This is a genomic window from Moraxella sp. (assembly GCF_030525845.1).
Classification (GTDB): Bacteria; Pseudomonadota; Gammaproteobacteria; order Pseudomonadales; family Moraxellaceae; genus Moraxella.
In genome coordinates, this window is record NZ_JAUNDY010000007.1 from 53,012 (window position 1) to 73,351 (window position 20,340).

A 20,340-nucleotide genomic window follows, 5' to 3' on the forward strand; every position below is an offset into this window, starting at 1 on the left:
ACACATAAAATATTCTCATTAAAGGAATTGTGTGGGTGTTTGAATGATTGACCGTTGGTTTGCTAATTTGTTTTTAAGTTGTTACAAATTGTGTTATAAATGTTCGACACGCTTCTTGTAAATTATGTTATAATACATAGAGTATGCTTAAAATTCTATCAAGTCAAGTGTACTTGTGTATTGGATATATTTTAGCGAATACTTGTGTCAGTGATGGTTGTGTGTGTTATAACCAAAAATCATGATGCATAACCACCACCCTTTCCAGTTAGGAGTATTTATGTCTCAAAATACTGCAACGCAGATGCAGGGGCGTTATCAAGGCTTGATTGTCTCGATGTCGCTGTTCATGGTGCTGATTTTTGCATTGTTGGCTTATACGTTCTACGCCTCTAACGTTCTAGAACGTCACGCTGCTCTATCTAACGCTACACACACGGTAGCGAACGATACCCAGATTGTCATTAAAGATATCTTTGACATGCAGTTAAGTTATGGTGAGGACATTACCTCTCCACACATGAAAGAGGTGTTGGCACGTCTTGAATCCTCCTCCAAAACCATTGAGACAAACCTTAGTGCCATCGAAGGGTCTAGAAGCTATGTGGACGTGCATGGAGATGCTCACCCGCTAGCAACAATTACAGATGCACAGACGCTTGAAAACATGCGTATCGCTCGTGAGCAGTGGAATGCTTTGAAACCTAGGGTAGAAGCTTATTTGTCGGTGGTGGGCGATATTACCAAAGATGCTAGTACGCCTCTACGTCTGGTCGGTGAACAAGCCAAAATCTCCTCATTGGCGATGAACGATGCCTTGCATGGACTAACCTCAGAGGTTACCAACATCTATGAAAACCAAGCTGCCCAGATTCGTATCGTACAGTTGATTGGAGTGGGTGCGATTTTGGTTTACTTTGCCATCTTTATTTTGGTTGTACTAAGACGTCTACGTGAATCGGATGCTGAGACCGAAGCAGCACGTCAAGAGACCACCGAAATCATGCAGACGGTAAACACAGGTCTATTCCTTTTGGATAAAGATTTGGTTATCGGTCATCAGCACTCTCGTGTACTAGAAGACATCATGGGTACAGACCGACTTGGCGGCGAGAGTCTAAATACGATTTTGCGTAACCGTATCTCCGAAAAAGACCTTGATACCACCCAAAAATTCATTGATCAGCTTTATAATCCACGTGTAAAAGAAAAACTGGTGGACAGCTTGAACCCACTTAACAAAGTGATGATTCAACGTGAGAATAAAGACGGCAACAGCGAAAACCGCTACCTTGACTTTAAATTCTCGCGAGTTTATGAGGGTAAAGACATCGCTCGTATTCTGGTCAACGTAAACGATATTACTGATGCGGTACGCCTAGAACAACGTCTAGAACAAGAACGTGCCCAAAACGACATGCAGATTGAGATGCTGACCACCATCTTGAACGTATCTCCATCGGTCATTAGTGAGTTCATCGATAACACGCATCGTCATATTGAGAAGATGAACAATACCCTAAAAAACCCTGGTAGTTCACAGCTTGAACTCCAAAACAAGACCAAGACGCTGTATCGTGAAATGCACAGCTTAAAAGGTGAAGCGTCAGCATTGAAGTTGCACAGCTTTACCAAGATTGCTTCTGAGGCTGAAAATAAACTTCAAGCCCTCCAAAACCAATCCACTCTATCAGGTAACGACTTCTTGCCTTTGACGGTACATCTAGATGAGCTACTTAGCCTGTCAAACACCATTACGGGTCTAGGCGAGCGTATTAATGCTGCCGCTCGTAACATGATTAACTTCGGTCATGAGGAGCATGCACCAAAAGCACAAGAAGACTACCTAAGAAGTGAAAACACTTCTACTGATGACGTGCCAGCCATGCTAAACGCCAAAGAAGAGCTGGGAGATTATCTAACTTCTTTTGCCCAAGACATTGCAGAGCGTCAAGGTAAACTGGTAGAGCTTGATATTCAAGGTCTAGAAGGTCAAGAGATTCCTTCGCACCTAAAAACAGTTACCAAAGAGTTGTGCGTACAGCTACTACGCAATGCCATCGTGCATGGTATTGGTACGCCAACTGCCCGTATCCAAAACGGCAAAGGCGAAGTAGGCACGGTTAAGGTTATGGTGCAGTCTCATGCAGGTGCAGACAAGAACGACTTTATTTTTAGCATGGAAGACGATGGTAAAGGCATTGATTATGAAGCCATTCGCCAACGCATCATTGCTAAGGGTACACACACCGAAGAAGAGGTGCGCACCTTTGAAGAAAGTCGCTTATTGAACATGCTGTTCTCTTCTGGTTTTAGCACCAAAGAGCATGCTGATGAGGACGGTGGACGTGGCGTGGGTCTAGACATCGTCAAAGATCGTGTTAAAGAATTTGGTGGCAAAATCAATGTAAAAAGCGAAGAAGGTCAATTCTGTCGTTTTGTGATTAAGCTACCTATGTAATTAAATAATTAATCTAACTTCGTAAGTGTGTGCTTACGAAGTTTTAGTGGAGTTTGTTATGCATAAATTAATGGTTGTCGATGACTCAAACATCATCAGAAATCGTATTCAACGTGCTTATAATAACGAGCAATTTATGCTGGTAGCTACCGCAAATAACGGAGCAGATGCCATCGAAAAATTTCAGTTACACAAGCCAAATGTGGTAACGATGGATTTGACCATGCCACAGATGGATGGATTGGAGTGTATTGAGAAGCTAGTGTCTCTTGATGAGAATGTCCGTATCTTGGTGGTATCAGCGCTGTCTGATAAAGCAACGGGTATTCAAGCACTGTCTTTGGGTGCAAGTGGCTTTTTGTGCAAGCCGTTCTCTGATGAGGAGCTGGTGGCGGCACTTGATGAGTTGATGCACGACTAAAATGGGATTGATGATAAATACTTTATCATTATGATTTAAGATTAAGACTTTATTAAGATAAGCCTTTTCAAAGGGAATATCGCAAACAAACTGAGAGTGTTTTATGAAAGCAGAAAAACTCAATGTATTTATCAGCTCGGTTATGGCATTTTTCGACCAAGTTGGCGAAAAACTGACCGAAGTAGATACACCTTATCTTAACAGCAATGCCACACCATTGGCTTATGATTATAGCGGTATCATTACCATCACAGGACCTCTAACAGGCTGTGTTTATGTGAGTGCTGAGACACCATTATTGCGTGATTTGCTCATTACACTAGGAGAGCCTGAGAACTCATTGGCACTTCTTAAAGACCTAATTGGCGAAGTTGCAAACACCGTATCAGGTAACGCTCGTACCGAGTTTGGTTCGGACTTTATCATCTCGCCACCAAAAATTGTTGATGGTGCACCAAGTGCAAGCTTCCTACCAAAGGAAAAACGTACTTATGTAATTCCCTTTCACTGGCGTGAGCATGATGGTGTGATTGGCATTTGTGTTGGTTACAGCAACTAAGATAGAAAGCACCTTTTTGGTGGGTTTGATGTTTTGATTGTCAATATCCCAAAAAGGTGTTACAATAAACGGCTTTTTAGCATTTTACTAACTTAATGACACACACGAATAAAGTCTGTCATTGACAGGCTTGCGTTAGCTTGCTGGGGTGTTTATCTTTTGATGAATTCAGCGAAGTGTATTCGTGGAGGCATAACCCAAACTCTAAGGACTTATCATGTCAAATCCTACTCAAATTTCTATGCGCGACCTATTAGAAGCAGGCGCACACTTTGGTCACCAAACTCGCTACTGGAATCCAAAAATGAGCCAGTACATCTTTGGTGCTCGTAACGGCATTCACATCATCAACCTAGAGCATACCGTTGCTCAATTTAACGATGCTTTGACTTTCGCCAACCAACAAGCGGCTAACCGCAACAAAATCCTATTTGTGGGTACCAAGCGTGCGGCAGGTCAGGCGATTCGTGAGCAAGCTCAACGTGCTGGCATGCCTTACATTGACCATCGCTGGCTTGGTGGTACATTGACCAACTGGAAAACCATTCGTCAATCCATCACTCGCCTAAAAGAGCTAGAAAAGCAAGCCGAAGACGGTACTTTTGCCAAGCTAACCAAGCGTGAAGCTTTGGAGCGTACTCGTGATATGGAAAAATTGGAGCGTGCGTTGGGCGGTATCAAAGACATGAATGGCTTGCCTGATGCCATCTTTGTTATTGATGTAGACCACGAAGCTATTGCCATCAAAGAAGCCAAAAACTTGGGCATTCCTGTGATTGGCGTGGTGGACACCAATTCCAACCCTGACAACGTAGACTACGTTATTGCTGCCAACGACGATGCGATTCGTGCCGTAACTTTGTATGCAACTGCGATGGCTGATGCCATCATCGCTGGCAAAGAATATGCCAAAACTCAAGGCAAAGGTGGCGAGCAAGCCCAAGAAAACGCCGAGCAAGCATAATTTTCTTGTTTCATAAAGAAAGGCGTGAATGTCTGTACAAACGTTCATGCCTTTTTTTGATAAATTTTATCATTAATTATTTTTAAAAAGGTAATTACCATGACTCAAATTTCTGCATCACTGGTTAAAGAATTGCGTGAGCGTACTGGCTTAGGCATGATGGAATGCAAAAAAGCCCTAGAAGAGGCAGGTGGCGACATCGAACTTGCCATTGATAACCTACGCAAATCAGGTCAAGCCAAAGCCGCCAAAAAAGCAGGCAACATCGCTGCTGACGGTGCGATCATTATCGCTCAGACTGCTGGCAAAGCCCTACTACTAGAAGTAAACTGCCAAACTGACTTCGTTGCCAAAGACGAAAACTTTACTGCGTTTGCTAACAAAGTGGCTGAATTGGCACTTGCTAACAATACCACAGACGTTGAAGCCATCTCCGCCTTGTCTTATGAAGATGGTGTGAGCGTGGAAGAGGCTCGTGTGGCATTGGTACAAAAAATTGGCGAAAACGTTCAAGTTCGCCGTGCCGAAGTTATTGAAGGTGCCAACCTAGCTAGCTACCGTCACGGTTTGCGTATCGGTGTGGTCGTGTCTTATGAGGGTGGTTCAGAAGAGCTTGGCAAAGCCGTTGCCATGCAAGTTGCCGCCTTTAATCCACTAGCAGTAGATGCAGAGGGCGTACCTGCTGACATCTTGGCTCGTGAAAAAGACATCATCGAAGCCAAAGCCAAAGAATCTGGTAAGCCTGAAAATGTGGTTGAAAAAATGATTACTGGCGGTATCCAAAAGTACCTAAACGAAGTAACGCTTGTAAACCAACCTTATGTCATGGACAATGACAAGAAAGTTGGCGATGTACTTAAAGCTGAAAACGCTACCGTTGTTAGCTTTAAGCGTCTAGAAGTGGGCGAAGGCATCGAGAAAAAGCAAGAAGACTTCGCTGCCGAAGTTGCCGCTGCTCAAGCTGCTGCCAAAGCCTAATCATCGCTTTGTACAAATACGCCAAATGTTCGTTTGGCGTATTTTTTATTTTTGGGGTATAATGATAAAAATGCTCTTTAAGGAAATTGTCATGTCTTTTAACCCTCAAACCTTTATTGAAGTTGCCCTAAAAAATGGCGTGCTAAAATTTGGCGAATTTACCCTAAAATCAGGTCGCATTAGTCCTTATTTTTTTAATGCGGGTCTCCTTGCCACAGGCGAGCTATTGTCCGTTTTGGCACAGGGCTATGCCGATATGCTTGCCAAAAATGCTAATACCGATGATTTGGTGGTTTTTGGGGCGGCGTATAAGGGCATTCCTTTTGTCGCCAGCACCGCCCAAGCCCTGTGGCAAAGTCATCAAATCAATGCCCAGTGGGGCTACAACCGCAAAGAAGCCAAAACGCACGGCGAAGGCGGAATGCTTGTTGGGGCGGATTTGACGGGCAAAAAAGTCTGGGTCATTGACGATGTGATGACCGCAGGCACGGCAATCCGTGAAGTCGTGGCAATCCTTGACAGCGTGGGGGCAAGTGTGGCGGGCATTATTGTCGCCCTTGACCGTAAAGAAAAAGGGCAGGGCGAAAAGTCCGCCATTCAAGAGTTAGGCGATGAGTTAAATGTCCCTGTTTTGGCACTTGTGAGTTTTGATGATATTACCCATTATGTCAAAAATAATGGCACGGACGAGCAATACAATTCAATGGTGCAGTATCGTGAGCAGTATGGGGTGTAATTAGGGGTTTGATAATGGCGGTTGTTGAAAAAACATTTGCGATCGATGAAAATATTGCAATTGCTTTGGATAAAATGATTGATGATAATGAGCAATCTAAATACATCAATGAATTTTTTATGTCTTTAATAGAGCAAAAAAATCGTGAAGCCATAGAAAATATGATTTGGCATTTTAGTGATGAAATGCCAAATCCGAATGGTAAATCCAGTACGGATTTATTAAGAGAAATTCGGGATAATCATTATCATGCTTAATCAAAAAATCGTGGTTGATGCCAATATTTTTATCAAAATGTTTACGAACACGACAGTCAAATGGCTCGTGAATTTTTGTCATTTTGTAATAAAAACTACATTCAATTTATTGTACCCACTTTATTTGAATATGAAGTGATAGGCGTTTGTGTGCAAAGAAAGGTGGATTTAAATAAACTGTTAGGCGGTTTAAACACCTATTATCAAACCAGTTTAACTTTGCAAAAACCCACCCTTGACGATTGGTAATTAGCCACCACAATTTGTCAAGACGGTAATGACAAAAGTGGTTTTCCGTCAATGTATGACAGTATTTATTAAGCGATGGCAATTAACCGCAACATTCATTTTATTACCGCCGACAGTCAACATTTTGCCAAAGCCAATAAACACGGCAGTATTGTATTATTGGAAAATTGGCAATCATTATTTGATGAAAATTAAATCAATAGGTAACCTATGAAAAAACTTAACTTCCTTATCGTGATGGACGATATTAAAACCATTAACTATAAAAAAGACACTTCGCTTGCAATGGCGTGGGCGATAAAAGACAAAAATCATTCATTAAGCTATTGTCAAATTAGTGATTTGTGGCTTAATAATGGCGAGCTGATGATTGATTGTCAGGATTTAGAAGTATTTAAAAACCCTGAAAACTTTTATACATTGGGCGAAAAAACCACCGTTAAAGCGACTAACTTTAATGTGATTTTGATGCGAAAAGATCCGCCTTTTGATATGAGGTTTTTATATGCACTTCATTTGCTCTCTTATGCCAAACGAGCGGGCGTACTTGTGGTCAATGACCCAGAAAGCGTTAAAAATTGCAATGAAAAATTATTCGCCACCGAATTTCCCCATTTAATGACCCCAACGGTTGTTAGTCAAAAAGAGTTACATATCCGTGAATTTATCAAAACGCATCAAGATGTAATTGTTAAACCCTTAGACGGTATGGGCGGAATGGGTATTTTTCGTTTGACGACTGATAATCCAAACATCGGCTCTACTTTGGAATTATTGACCCAAAATGAGACCCTACCCATTATGGCTCAAAAATTTATCCCAGAAATCAAAGATGGCGATAAACGCATTTTGATTGTCGGTGGTAAGCCTGTGGACTATTGTTTGGCTCGTATTCCCCAAAAGGGCGAAACAAGGGGCAATTTGGCGGCAGGCGGAACAGGCGTGGCAATGCCACTTTCTGATAAAGAGCGAGCCTTAGCCAATGAAGTTGCTCCTAAACTTTTAGAAAAAGGCTTGTATTTTGTGGGACTTGATGTGATTGGGGGCTATATTACCGAAATCAATGTAACTTCACCCACTTGCGTGCGAGAAATTGATGAGCAATGTGGGACGCAAATTGCGGTGGATTTTGTGGCATTTATTGAAAATCAATTTGCGTAATTCATTGCTATGTCCATTAACATAGATGTCATCATTCCCTGCTACAACACCGCCACGACCTTAGTTCGGGCGGTAGAGAGTGTGCTTGGACAGGATAATTTGGGTGGCATTTATCTGATTGATGATGGTTCAACAGACGACACTTGGCAAGTGATTGTTGATTTACAAAATACCTACCCCACCCAAATCCATGCCGAACGCCTACCCACCAACAAAGGCGTGGCAACCGCTCGCAACTTTGGAGCGATGCTTGCCAAGTCCGATTATGTCGCCTTTTTGGATGCGGACGATACCTATCAGCGTGAAGCGTTGCAAGCCTGTGCGATGGTGTTTGCCAATTTTGAGGTGGGACTCATTCGCTTGCCAATGACGCCGATTGACCTACCCAAGCGATTTGCTAATCATCCTGATTTTTATACCGCTTGGCGGACGTTTGAGATGACCGCAGGGAGCAATATGGTGTTTTATCGCCCGTATTTTCTGGCGTTGGGCGGGTTTGATGATGACGAACTTTTCAAGAAGTTTGGTGGTGAAGATGGGGCGTTGGGGCTTGCGACCATTGATACGGCAACAGTAGCAACGTTATTTGACAATCAAGGATTTGATGTGGGGGTTAATTACCATTGTCATGACACTATGTACGCCAATCATTTATTTAATGCCATGCTATTTGGCGAAAATGTCCGCCACGTCTCACCAGATGATGTCGCAAAAGCTAATCAATCTACTCAAAATGCCATCAATAGAGTGCAAAAATTACGACAAATTTTATCAGCACAAAAGGGCAAAATGTCAATCACATTAAGCTAAACAACCATAAAGACGCATTTCAGTTTGACAAGTAAAAAAAAAAATCGGATATAATGAGACCATTTTTTTAATTTGGAGTTTTTGATGAAAATGACAAAATTGGTCGGCGTAGTATGTTTAGGTTTATTTATGGCGGTATTAGTGGGTTGTAGCTCAAAAGGAAGCAATCCAGAGCAGGTGGCTGTCGCTTATGTGGAATATGCCTATAAAGGTGATGCCGACGGCATGATAAAATTGATGTATTTACCCAAAGAACAAATGAAAGATGGCGGTGAAGAAATTGTTAGGGGTAAAGTTAAACAAACTGTTGCTAGAGCCGTCGCTGAAGCGGATAGAAAGGGCGGTGTAAAAGAGATTTTGGTTGAAAGCAGTGAAATTGATGAGCCAAATGGCAAAGGCTTGGTTAAGGTTGTTACTCATTTTAAAAATGAGGGCTCAAAGTCTCAAAATAACCGCATTAAACTTGTTCGTTCCGATAATCAATGGAAAGTCAACCCTTGATATACTTTTTTAAGAAATGCAAGCTATTGTTAGCGGCTTGCATTTTTTTGTTTTTGCAATCATCATCAGTAGTTGACGATATTTATTTTTATAATGAAACCAATATAAGAAATCAAATAAAATTGGGAGATTTTATTGTGCGTCAAGGCACAGCTTATGAAAGTAAAATCATTAAAAAGTTCAGTGATAGTAAATATTCTCATATTGGGTTAATTGTACAAATAAACCCTCAAATCTTAATCATTCATGCCGCCACTGATGACAAAAGTGATAAGCCAAATCAAGTTATATTGTCTACGTTGTCTGAATTTATTAATCCTAAACTTGCTCGTGGATGGGCGATTTACAGAAATGACAAATTAACCAACCAAGAAATTGATTTTATGGTTAAAAATACAAAAAGGCGATTGGGCGAACCTTTTTATTTGGCTACAAAAAATGAATCAAAACAGGGTGTTTATTGTACGACATTGATTGCTAATTATTTGCCGATAGCAATTTATCAGCAGCTACAGTGGCAAATTATCGATGTGCCAAGTCTGCATGGAGAGATCCTTTATCCAAAAGCATTGATTGATGAGGCGATAGGGTCAAGACTGATTTATCAAGAGTGAATTTATTTCTAAAAATTAACTATTTTGTAATTAAATGTATATAAATTTTGCCACAGTAATATTTTGCCAATCCACATCAATTTCCCCTTGTAATTTCCTCCTTTTTGTTACAAAATAAGCAGTTATCTTTTAAAAATATCAGAGCAAAAAATGACCAAACAACCCACAATCCTAATGATGGCAGCAGGCACAGGCGGACATATTTTTCCAGCACTTGCGGTGGCGGACGAACTGACTGCACAAGGGGCAAAGGTGCATTGGCTTGGCACGCCAAACGGTATGGAAAACACCCTTGTGGGCGAGCGTTATCCCATGCACCACATTGACATGCAGGGGCTTCGTGGTAAGGGTTTGGCACGGCTTATCAAAATGCCGTTTATGCTCTATAACGCAACAAGTGGAGCTAAAAATATCATAAAAAACAACGAAGTAGATGTTGTGGTTGGCTTCGGTGGTTATGTCACTTCGGCAGGGGGCTTGGCAGGCAAATGGGCGGGCAAGCCACTTATTATCCACGAGCAAAACGCCATTGCAGGAATGAGCAACAAAACGCTCGCTCGCTTTTCGGACAAGGTGCTACAAGCCTTTGACAGTGCCTTTGGGGCGAACGGCATTACGGTGGGCAACCCTGTGCGAGATGCGATTGATACGGTCAAATCGCCCGATGAACGGTATAATGTTGATGATAAAAGCCCATTAAAAGTCCTAGTCGTGGGTGGTTCTTTGGGGGCAAAAGCCATCAATAACGCCATTGTGGAGCTTTTAAAAACAAGCGACAAGCCCCTATCTGTCAAACACCAATGCGGTAAGGACAATCATAATGAAATGCTCGTTGCCTATTCACAAGCAGGGATTGATACCAGCAAACACACCTTCCAGCTAATGCCCTTTATTGACGATATGGCAAGTGTCTATGCGTGGGCGGACATTGTGGTGTGCCGTGCAGGGGCTTTGACGGTAAGCGAGATTGCAAGCGTGGGTATTGGGGCGATTTTTGTGCCGTTGCCACACGCTGTTGATGACCATCAGACCTTTAACGCCAAATCCTTGACCGACAAAGGGGCAGGAATTTTACTCCCACAACCTGAGCTTTCTGGGGCAAAATTGGCACAAATTTTAAATAATTTAGACCGCGAGCAATGCCTAACAATGGCAAAAAAAGCCCACGAAAACGCCAAACACAATGTCGCCAAAACGGTGGCGGAGATGGTGCTTGCGAGTGTCAAGGGGTAGGACGCTGATTTAAGGCTTAAAAAGCAAGGTGTGTATTTATACACCTTACGCCTAAAATTGTAGAAATTAAAATGTCAAAACTTACTTTAATTATCAGTCATACCGCCATTCATGATATTGAAAAAAAGTCGTTATTTTAAACATTATTTGATTCATTAAAACCCTTTTATTTATAGCAGAATGGCAAATAACGTGGTGGTTGATGATAAAATCAATGGTGAGTTTTTGGTGTTTTTAAAGCATTTAAATAAGCCGATTTATTTTGTTGTTGGCGAATTGGCACATAATCAAAGTGAATTAGAATTTGCCTTGCAATTATTAAACGATAATGATTTGAAGAGTTGCAAAGTCAAAGTATTGCATGATGATTTGGTAATTTTACCTAACCAATGTTATGGTATTTAATTGATTGAAATTAACTTTTTAAAGGAAAAAACAAATGACTCAACCAACCAAAAAAGCAAAAGCAAAACGCCTAGTTGAAATCCCAGAAATGAGACGGATTAACCACATTCATTTTGTCGGTATTGGTGGAGCGGGCATGTGCGGTATTGCCGAAGTGCTTGCCAATCAAGGCTACACTGTTTCTGGCTCGGACATCAAAGCAAGTGCAGTAACTGAACGTTTGCAAAGTTTGGGCGTGCAAGTATTTATCGGACACGACAGCAAAAATATCCAAAACGCCGATGTGATTGTGGTGTCGTCTGCGATTGACCGCACCAATCCTGAAATTGTCTCGGCTTTGACCGCTCGCATTCCTGTGGTTCGCCGTGCGGACATGCTCGGTGAGCTGATGCGTTATCGCCATGGCATTGCGGTGGCAGGGGCTCACGGCAAAACCACAACAACCAGTCTTTTGACCATGATGCTTCATGAGGCAGGACTTGACCCAACTTATGTGATTGGCGGCAAATTAAATGCGTCTGGCAAAAATGCGTCTTTGGGCGAAAGTCGCTATCTGGTGGCGGAAGCGGACGAATCGGACGCGTCATTTTTATCGCTCCGCCCAATGGCGTGTATCGTTACCAATATTGACGCCGACCATATGGAAACTTACGAAAATAGCTTTGATAAATTAAAGCAAGCCTATATTCAGTTTTTGCAAAACATGCCTTTTTATGGTTTGGCGGTGGTTTGTGGCGATGACAAAGAATTGTACGCCATGATTGACAATATCGCTCGCCCTGTGATTACCTATGGGCTTGAAAAACACAATGACGTGCAAGCGGTGGATGTGGTGGCAGATGGCACAAAAACCCATTTTACCGTATTGAGAAAGGATAGAGAGCCATTAAAAATTACCCTTAATATCCCCGGTTTGCACAATGTTTATAACGCTCTTGGGGCAATCACGATGGCAACGGACGAGGGCGTGAGCGATGAAGCCATTTGCCGAGCGGTGGAGAAGTTTGCAGGTGTGGGTCGCCGTTTTGAAAACAATGGCAATTATCAAGCTGATGATGGCGATGTGCTACTCATTGATGATTATGGTCATCACCCCACCGAAGTGTCCGCCACCATTGCTACCGCACGCCAAAGCTACCCTGACCGCCGTTTGGTCATGATTTTCCAACCACACCGTTATAGCCGTACCCGAGATTGCTTTAATGATTTTGTGGCGACTTTATCACAAGTAGATAAGCTGATTTTGCTCGATGTCTATGGTGCGGGCGAAGAGCCGATTAAGGGGGCGACCAGCTCTGATTTGGCTCGTTCGCTCCGTGAGCGTGGGCAAGTTGAGCCGATTGTGCTAAATGTCGCCGACAAAGAACAAATCGCCCAAGTGTTAAAGGTCGCCCTAAAAGGTAATGATTTGCTGATTACGCAAGGGGCGGGCAATGTGGGGCAGTTGTGTCAAGATTTGGCAAAAAATGGGCTGTATTTGTAAAAATAAGTCTCAAAATACCAAAAGAAGCATTGAGACAATAAATTCTTTAAACTTTGGGGTTGGTGGCAGGTTGTTTAACGGTGTGATTTTAAACAGCCGATGCGTGATACAAGCCTTATATTTTAATTTAATGATTTGGAAAATTTTATGAACAATCTAAATTTTGGCAAAGTCGCTGTTGTTTGTGGTGGATTTAGTGCCGAGCGAGAAGTTTCTTTAAAAAGCGGTAAAGCGGTGCTTGACGCTCTGCTATCAAAAGGGGTGGATGCCCACCATTTTGACCCGCAAGAGACCGATATTTCAAAACTGCGTGAGTACGACCGTGTCTTTAATGTGCTACATGGTACTTTTGGCGAGGACGGCAGTTTGCAAGGCGTACTGGACGGCTTTAATATTCCTTATACGGGCTGTGGCGTGCTGGCGTCTGCGATTGCGATGGACAAATTCCGTTGTCGCCTTGTGTGGCAGTCGCTTGGCTTGCCCAATGTGCCGTATGTCGTGCTAAAAGACGACAGCGATTTTGATAAGGTGGAGCAAGAATTTGGCTTGCCCTTATTTGTCAAACCTGCGGCGGAAGGGTCAAGCGTGGGCGTGGTGATGATTGAAAACAAAGGCGATTTGGCGAAAGTTTATCCAACTTTAAAGCAATATCACGGCGAGATTTTGGCAGAAAAAGCGATTACGGGCGGTGAATATGCCTTGTCGCTACTTGGTGATAGAGCCCTGCCAAGCATTCGTATCATTCCAAAAAACAAATTTTATGATTATGAAGCCAAATACCTGCGAGATGACACCACTTATCAATGCCCGTCCGATTTAACGCCCGAGCAAGAACAAGAAATGGGCGAGCTTGCCAGACAAGCCTTTCGTGCGATGGGAGGACGTGGCTGGTCACGGGTGGATTTTTTAAAAGGCGATGATGGCAAACTCTATATTTTGGAGATCAACACCGTGCCTGGTATGACTGACCATAGTCTTGTGCCGATATCTGCCAAGCAAGCTGGGATTGAATTTGCTGATTTGTGTGTACAGATTTTGGCACAGACGTTAGCAAATTAACAAATTTTTACGCATGATTTTACCGATTGGTATATTTTGAGGTACAAGAGAACGCTTTAAGATGAATTTTGCTTTAAATTCCAACTAAAATAAGGTAAGATATGCAACCTTGACTTTTATTTGTTTAGAGGTTGAGTTTTGGTTGGCTTTGAGCGGTCTAATATAGGATTTTGTGATGGCAGAGGCGGTGTTGCATACAGGTCGTGATGACTTGGTACATGATGAGAAGTATTTATCAAAATCATGGCAATCCGCCCTGATTACGTTGGTGCTACTATTTGTGGTTGGGTTTTTTGCCATCAAGACCATCGGTAAAAGTCCTGCCAAACCCATCTATATTGAATCATCGAATTTGACTGAATTTGAACATGAATCTTTGGCAGGGGCGGTAAGCCAGTTTGGACATTTACCGTTCTTTGGTGGAAGTTTGCACCAAATTCATGGTCATGTAACAGACTTGTCGTGGGTGGAGCATGCCAAAGTGAGCCGAGATTGGCATCGTGGCGTGATGATAGAGGCAACCCCAAGAAAACCCATCGCCAATTTCGGCAGTCAAGAGTTACTTGATGCAAATGGCGTGGTGTTTTCCCCCGCCAACCCAAGCGACTTGATGAACCCCAATCTGGTAACGCTACATGGTGCAGTTACAGAAGTAGATGACATCATGCGTCAGATGTGGTATATCAATGAGCATTTTTCGCCACTTGGGCTTATGGCAGATGATTTGATTTTGACGCCACGCCACACTTGGGTTGTTCGTTTTCATAATGGGCTTCGAGTGGTGGTGGATAATGAAAACACCGAACAAAAACTCTATCAACTCTCAGTGGTGCTAAAAACACAGTTTGCTGACCGCATTGATGACATGCAATCGGTGGATTTGCGATATAAAAATGGGTTTTCTATTGCGTGGAAAACAAGTATACAAAACCACAAGTAATAAGAGAGGCTTGGGGTGTTTTTTGTTTGTAGTTTACTTTTTATTAAAAATAATGACAAAAAGACAATCATTATTTGATTTTTGGTTGGGGTCTTTTTCTCCATTTTATTAATATGACATCGAATCTTGACATTCATGCAGTTATCCATCTAAGTTCTACGGCGGTCTATACCATCGTGGGCTATTTTGACGTGCATCATAAAACCACCAAAGTGATGGGGCTGGGACTTGCCACCACAGATGCATTTTTGGGTGGGCAGATTGTCAATCGTGAGCACTTATTATCCGCCATTCATAAATCGCTACGTGAAGCCATTGACATGGCAGGCGTGCAGGTTTCTTATGTGGGATTGTCTTTTGCCAGCCCTTCAATGGTCAGCAAAAACAGCCTAAAAGAAAAATCCATTGCCATTCAAAATCCCACAGGTACTCTCGCTGGCAGAGTGGTCAGTCATGAAGATTTGCGTGATGTGCTAGATGAAGCAAAACTTGAACTTTTGCAACAAAATCATACAACCGTGCAACTTTGTCAGCAGTGTTTTTGGCTCAATGACAACCAGAGTGTCAAAGAAGTAGTAGGTATGCTGGCAGATAAGCTTACTGTAAGCTACCATACGATTAGCGTGCCAAGCATGTTTTATGCTCAGGTCAAGGGTTTGCTTACCTCCAACAACCTAGAAGTTCACCCCATGTTTTTTGATGGCGTGGTCAGCAGTGAGTATGCACTAAGTGCCGACGAGAAACAACGTGGTGTGTGTTTTGTGGATATTGGGGAGGCGATGACTAAGGTGTGCTTGTATCATGAGGGCATGCTCTTGTATAGTCGTTGCTTGGCGGTGGGTGGACAGCTTGTTGATATGGACATTGCCAGTATGCTTGGATTGACGCTGGTGGAGGCAGAATCCCTCAAAAAACATCATGGTTCAGCCAGTCGTGACAAACAGCACAAAAGCGATTTTATTACCCTAAAAAGACGCCACCACGATGGTGAGCTGACGGTTAGCTTATATAATCTTGCTAGCATTATTGAAGCTCGTTATATGTTGTTATTTCAAGAAATTTTTAATGAATTAAAGCATGAAAAATTAGATGCATTTATGGACATGGGTATCGTGTTGGCGGGTGGTGCATCAGACATGACAGATTTGGTGGGGCTTGTTGAGAAAAATTTTGCCGTCAGTGTGCGTAAAATGGAGATTAACCCCAAAGTAGAAATCGATGTTCAAATGCTGACTGATGAGCAAGTGGGACTTCTTAGAACTCAGCTTAAAAATCCCAAGTTGCATAGCATTATCGGGGCTTTGATGTACTATCAAAGTGAGCAATATGCCAAAGATGAACGTGGTCAGTTCGGTAGTCTGAAAAAAAGCGGTCTGTGGGGGTGGATAACCCAAATGCTAAAATCATGGCTTGAAAGATTGAAGCGGTTGTTGTAATAATGAGCCTGATGTTATCCATTTAAAGAATATTTAAAGCCAATCATGGCTTAGCTGTTTGATATGTCGTCAATTAATTGCTATAATGCTAACAAATTTCTGTCTAAGTGCAGATAAAAGAATTCGGAGAAATCAATGTCTAAATACAGTCATGCACATGCAGATGACAATTCAAACAATTACGGCAAAGCTCGTTTTATTGTTTTTGGTGTTGGCGGTGGCGGTGGCAATGCCGTTGAGCACATGGTGCAAGAGGGCATACACGGCGTCACTTTTGTAGCAGCGAACACCGACCGTACAGCCTTAGATAACCTGACCGTACCCCATAAGATTCAGCTGGGCTCTGAGGGCTTGGGGGCAGGTGGCAATCCTGAGGAGGGTCGCCGTTATGCTGAAGAAGACGAAGCAGAGATTCGTGCCACCCTAGAAGGTTATAACATGGTGTTCATTACCGCTGGTATGGGTGGTGGTACAGGCACAGGGGCAGCTCCTGTGGTGGCACGCATTGCCAAAGAGATGGGTATTTTGACCGTTGCGGTAGTTACTACGCCCTTTAAATACGAGGGTACCAAACGCATGAAGTCTGCCAAAGAGGGTGTTAGCCAATTAACCGACCTCGTTGATGCCATCATTACCATTCCCAATGAAAAGCTTCTAAAAATCTATAAGCAAGTTTCATTTACAGATGCCCTTAAAAAAGCAGATGATGTACTACTACATGCGGTAAGTGGTTTGGTGCAGATTGTGGATACTTCCGATAATGTCATCATCAATACCGATTTTAGAGATGTGCGTACTGCCATGACTGCCAAAGGCTATGCCATGATGGGTATTGGTCGTGCTAGCGGCGATGACAGAGCACGTCAAGCCACCGAAAAAGCCATTCGCTCACCACTACTTGACGACATTCGCCTTGAAAATGCCAAAGGATTGCTTGTTAATATTACCGCTGCCGAGATGATGATGCATGAGCCAGAGGAGATTTCTGAGGTGTTGTCATCTATCGTTGATTTGGAAGATGGCAATATTTTCTACGGCTATGTCCAAGATGAGAGTATGGGCGATGAGATTCATGTAACGGTCATTGCTACGGGTTTGACCTTAGATGACCGCCCAAAGGTTACCATGCAAGCTCCTCCTGTTCAAGGTCTGCATACCACACCTGTGGGACATGTGAGTGCTTTGGAGAATCAGCAGGTACAAGCACAACCTGTCGTACAACAACCACAGCCAGCTGTTGCTCCTCAGGCAAATAAGATAAGTGTACTAAATTACCTAAAATCACAACAGCATAACAAATAATATGACTGTTGATTGGTTGCTCAAACCCTGCCATTGGTGGGGTTTGTCTTTTTTTATTTTGAGTATTGGTTGGTTTTATGAAAATTGATTTGCACAGCCATAGTACTTGCTCAGATGGGACGTTGTCGCCACAAGAGCTGGTATCACTTGCCAAAGAGATGGGTATTGAGGTATTTGCTCTGACCGACCATGACACAGTGGCAGGGGTGGATTTGGCACGTCAAACGGCTGATATGCTCGGTATTCGCCTGATTCATGGCGTGGAGATTAGCTGTGAGCATGCGCTGTCTGGCGGTTATGGTAAAAATCAGCACGCTCACAAAATCATTCATGTGGTAGCACTTAATTTTTGTGATAGGAATAAGATGAGCGAGGCTTTAAAAGCGGTACAAGATAGCCGAGAATCTCGTGGGCGGTTGATGGTACAAAAGTTGTCAGAGATTTTGGTGCAGACATTGGAGGTGGATGCTCGGAACTTACAAGAGCAGATTTGGCGGTTGGTGCTTACCAAAGCAGGAGATAATCCTAAGGCGGTGGGTCGAGCTCACATTGCTCAGGTCATGTATGAGTGTGGCTGGGTGCGAACGGTGCAAGACGCTTTTGATAAATATCTGGCGGACAACAAACCTGCCTATGCTCCGATTGAGACACTTAGCATAGCACAGACCATAGAGCTTATCAAGGCGTGTGGCGGTGTGGCGGTGCTGGCTCACCCGACTCGTTATGGGCTGTCAGCGACTCGGGTGCGTAAGCTCATTGCTGATTTTGCCATGCTTGGTGGTCAGGCGGTCGAACTGCCTGCGGTAAGTGAACCCACCTCCATCAGAGCGATGATAGACAGATGTGTGGCACAACATGGACTCATGGTGTCGGTGGGTAGTGATTTTCATGGGTCAAGCATGCCTTGGCGTAAATTGGGTCAGGTAGCAGTACCAAAAGAGGGTCAGGTGGGCGTTTGGGAGAGGTTTGCGTAGTGTGATTTACCATGCATATGCACATTCTGCTTTTGGAGGGCGGCTATTGGGTTTTTAATGCATGTTGGTGTAATTAGTAGGCATTTATGTTATTTGTTTTATAAAAAAACAAAGAAGCTGAACTAGATTAGTAACTATGCTATACCACAAACATGAAAACAGCCCATTGTAAACCAAGTAAAAAAGTACAGCTAAAACTGCTTGAATTTTTTGTCGCACAAGTTACTGCCAGAACATCAGCTTAATTTGCTTGGTATTTGGCACAACTTAATCAGCTTTATCCTACCACAAAATCAGACTTGTGATAGAATATTATCTTGCTCAAGAAGCCAAAGAACTTTTTTGATGGAGAGATAGAACTTGATGAGAGTTACTTTGGTGGCGTTCGTAAAGGTAAACGAGGGCGTGGAGCAGGTGGCAAGACTGCGGTGTTTGGACTTTTAAAACGCAATGGTAAAGTCTTTGTTGTTGTGGTTAAAGACACTAAAACAGATACGCTAATACCCATCATTACAAGCAAAATCAAACCTGACAGCATTGTTTATATAGACAGCCATAAAAGCTACAATGCTCTTGATGTGAGTGATTTTAAGCATTTTAGAATTAATCACTCAACAGAATTTGCCAAAGACCACAATCACATCAATGGCACCCCAAACTTTTGGTCGCAAGCCAAACGAGTACTTAGAAAGTACAATGGCATTGATAAGAAAAACTTTCATCTATTCATCAAAGAATGTGAGTTTCGTTTTAATTATGGTACACCATCTAATCAGCTTAAAGTGTTGAGAAAATGGTGTGGAATTTGGGCTTATCTAGTGCAGCCCCAAATACTCAATTGAGTATGGAAGTAAAAAGCCGATTTTGGGGTGGTTACCGACAAGAGATTGGGTTATTGATGGCGTGATTAGTGCTGGCAGTTCTTAAAAAGGGGTATGAGAACGCCATGTCTGCCTACTATCAGCAATAACCCATAAATCATCATTTCAATCATTGTTCTGAGGGAATGATGATTTTTTAAGCAAACCTCCTCTGCCGTAAAATCTCATACAAACACACGCTTCCTGCCACGCCGACATTTAGGCTTTCTTGTCCGTATTGCGGTAGGGTTAGGGGGGTGCATTGTTCTAATAAAATTTTATCCACGCCTTGCCCTTCGTGTCCCATAATTAAGGCTAAGGGAGCGGTTAAATCTTTATGATAAATCAGCCCATCAGCGTGCGAAGTGGTGGCAAACATGGGTGCTTTAACATACTTAAAAATCTCATCAATGCTGACATTTTCATAAATAGTTAGTGAGAAATTTGCTCCCATACCTGCCCGCAAAGTCTTGGGATTATAAGCGTGAGCCGTGCCTGTGGTACAAATCACGGTATCAAACCCTGTGGCACTTGCCGTGCGAAGCAGCGTGCCAAGATTGCCTGTATCTTGAATACCATTGATGATTAAACAGTCTTTATCAATGCTCTGATTTAAGGTCAAACTTGGCATTTCAATGATTGCCATGATCGGTAAGCTTTCGCCAAGCGTACGGATATTCTTATATAAAGTATCGCTGATGATAATGGGGTTTTTATTTAGCTTGGCAATTAAACTTTGAATTTCAGCATTTGCCATACCGCTTTCGCTGACAATGGTGGTGATTGGCATTTTGTCCGCTTTTAAATAAGCGTCTAGTAAATGTGTACCTTCGATGACTGTTTGTCCCATTTTTTTGCGTTTTTTGGGGTCGGTGAGTAAGGCGTGGGCGGTTTTGATTAGGGGGTTGTCTTTGGAAGTGATAATCATAGGAAGTTT

21 protein-coding genes and 1 pseudogene are annotated in these 20,340 nt (G+C 42.8%); 21 read left to right on the plus strand and 1 reads right to left on the minus strand.

Translation table 11 applies throughout. The annotated features are described in order from the left end of the window. Positions 1 to 280 precede the first annotated feature (280 nt). From Q4B79_RS04400 to Q4B79_RS04500, 21 genes and pseudogenes are all read left to right on the plus strand, one after another. Complete coding sequence (locus Q4B79_RS04400) at positions 281 to 2,461, plus strand: ATP-binding protein (protein WP_303085218.1); 2,181 nt, start codon at positions 281 to 283, stop codon at positions 2,459 to 2,461. Positions 2,462 to 2,519: 58 nt separating this feature from the next. After that, positions 2,520 to 2,882, plus strand: a complete 363-nt coding sequence (locus Q4B79_RS04405; RefSeq protein WP_303085219.1) for a response regulator — start codon at positions 2,520 to 2,522, stop codon at positions 2,880 to 2,882. Positions 2,883 to 2,985: 103 nt separating this feature from the next. Further along, on the plus strand, positions 2,986 to 3,441 hold the full coding sequence (locus Q4B79_RS04410) for a chemotaxis protein CheX (RefSeq protein ID WP_303085220.1): 456 nt from the start codon (positions 2,986 to 2,988) through the stop codon (positions 3,439 to 3,441). A 217-nt stretch (positions 3,442 to 3,658) separates the two neighbouring features. Beyond that, complete coding sequence (gene rpsB / locus Q4B79_RS04415) at positions 3,659 to 4,405, plus strand: 30S ribosomal protein S2 (RefSeq protein WP_303085221.1); 747 nt, start codon at positions 3,659 to 3,661, stop codon at positions 4,403 to 4,405. A gap of 99 nt (positions 4,406 to 4,504) precedes the next feature. Beyond that, positions 4,505 to 5,383: a translation elongation factor Ts gene (gene tsf, locus Q4B79_RS04420; protein ID WP_303085222.1), complete on the plus strand. Its 879-nt coding sequence runs from the start codon at positions 4,505 to 4,507 to the stop codon at positions 5,381 to 5,383. Positions 5,384 to 5,474: 91 nt separating this feature from the next. Further along, positions 5,475 to 6,119, plus strand: coding sequence for an orotate phosphoribosyltransferase (pyrE, locus tag Q4B79_RS04425; protein ID WP_303085223.1), 645 nt, complete (start codon positions 5,475 to 5,477; stop codon positions 6,117 to 6,119). Positions 6,120 to 6,133: 14 nt separating this feature from the next. Continuing rightward, a complete protein-coding gene (locus Q4B79_RS04430; RefSeq protein ID WP_303085224.1) occupies positions 6,134 to 6,376 on the plus strand; it encodes a hypothetical protein in 243 nt (80 codons plus the stop codon). Between the two features lie 60 nt (positions 6,377 to 6,436). Continuing rightward, on the plus strand, positions 6,437 to 6,625 hold the full coding sequence (locus Q4B79_RS04435) for a hypothetical protein (RefSeq protein WP_303085225.1): 189 nt from the start codon (positions 6,437 to 6,439) through the stop codon (positions 6,623 to 6,625). A gap of 210 nt (positions 6,626 to 6,835) precedes the next feature. Next, on the plus strand, positions 6,836 to 7,786 hold the full coding sequence (gene gshB, locus Q4B79_RS04440) for a glutathione synthase (protein ID WP_303085226.1): 951 nt from the start codon (positions 6,836 to 6,838) through the stop codon (positions 7,784 to 7,786). Positions 7,787 to 7,795: 9 nt separating this feature from the next. Continuing rightward, on the plus strand, positions 7,796 to 8,596 hold the full coding sequence (locus Q4B79_RS04445; protein WP_303085227.1) for a glycosyltransferase family 2 protein: 801 nt from the start codon (positions 7,796 to 7,798) through the stop codon (positions 8,594 to 8,596). Positions 8,597 to 8,680: 84 nt separating this feature from the next. Beyond that, complete coding sequence (locus tag Q4B79_RS04450; RefSeq protein WP_303085228.1) at positions 8,681 to 9,097, plus strand: DUF4878 domain-containing protein; 417 nt, start codon at positions 8,681 to 8,683, stop codon at positions 9,095 to 9,097. Next, positions 9,079 to 9,711, plus strand: coding sequence for a YiiX/YebB-like N1pC/P60 family cysteine hydrolase (locus tag Q4B79_RS04455; RefSeq protein ID WP_303085229.1), 633 nt, complete (start codon positions 9,079 to 9,081; stop codon positions 9,709 to 9,711). Before Q4B79_RS04450 ends, Q4B79_RS04455 begins: the two co-directional genes overlap by 19 nt. A gap of 150 nt (positions 9,712 to 9,861) precedes the next feature. Continuing rightward, on the plus strand, positions 9,862 to 10,944 hold the full coding sequence (gene murG / locus Q4B79_RS04460) for an undecaprenyldiphospho-muramoylpentapeptide beta-N-acetylglucosaminyltransferase (RefSeq protein ID WP_303085230.1): 1,083 nt from the start codon (positions 9,862 to 9,864) through the stop codon (positions 10,942 to 10,944). A gap of 180 nt (positions 10,945 to 11,124) precedes the next feature. Continuing rightward, complete coding sequence (locus Q4B79_RS04465) at positions 11,125 to 11,349, plus strand: hypothetical protein (protein WP_303085231.1); 225 nt, start codon at positions 11,125 to 11,127, stop codon at positions 11,347 to 11,349. 34 nt (positions 11,350 to 11,383) lie between these two features. Continuing rightward, entirely contained in the window at positions 11,384 to 12,832 is a 1,449-nt protein-coding gene (gene murC, locus Q4B79_RS04470; protein WP_303085232.1) for a UDP-N-acetylmuramate--L-alanine ligase, read from the plus strand. Between the two features lie 147 nt (positions 12,833 to 12,979). Beyond that, positions 12,980 to 13,891: a D-alanine--D-alanine ligase gene (locus Q4B79_RS04475; RefSeq protein ID WP_303085233.1), complete on the plus strand. Its 912-nt coding sequence runs from the start codon at positions 12,980 to 12,982 to the stop codon at positions 13,889 to 13,891. A gap of 175 nt (positions 13,892 to 14,066) precedes the next feature. After that, complete coding sequence (locus Q4B79_RS04480; RefSeq protein WP_303085234.1) at positions 14,067 to 14,831, plus strand: cell division protein FtsQ/DivIB; 765 nt, start codon at positions 14,067 to 14,069, stop codon at positions 14,829 to 14,831. Positions 14,832 to 14,944: 113 nt separating this feature from the next. After that, a complete protein-coding gene (gene ftsA, locus Q4B79_RS04485) occupies positions 14,945 to 16,267 on the plus strand; it encodes a cell division protein FtsA (protein WP_303085235.1) in 1,323 nt (440 codons plus the stop codon). A 135-nt stretch (positions 16,268 to 16,402) separates the two neighbouring features. After that, positions 16,403 to 17,569: a cell division protein FtsZ gene (gene ftsZ / locus Q4B79_RS04490; protein ID WP_303085236.1), complete on the plus strand. Its 1,167-nt coding sequence runs from the start codon at positions 16,403 to 16,405 to the stop codon at positions 17,567 to 17,569. A 77-nt stretch (positions 17,570 to 17,646) separates the two neighbouring features. Then, positions 17,647 to 18,543: a PHP domain-containing protein gene (locus Q4B79_RS04495; protein ID WP_303085237.1), complete on the plus strand. Its 897-nt coding sequence runs from the start codon at positions 17,647 to 17,649 to the stop codon at positions 18,541 to 18,543. A gap of 152 nt (positions 18,544 to 18,695) precedes the next feature. After that, positions 18,696 to 19,385 (plus strand): annotated as a pseudogene (locus Q4B79_RS04500) (IS1595 family transposase). A 175-nt stretch (positions 19,386 to 19,560) separates the two neighbouring features. On the opposite strand, the gene Q4B79_RS04505 reads toward Q4B79_RS04500, so the two are convergent. Then, positions 19,561 to 20,331 (minus strand): RNA methyltransferase, encoded by a 771-nt coding sequence (locus Q4B79_RS04505; protein WP_303085238.1) that lies wholly within the window; start codon positions 20,329 to 20,331, stop codon positions 19,561 to 19,563. Between the last annotated feature and the right edge of the window lie 9 nt (positions 20,332 to 20,340).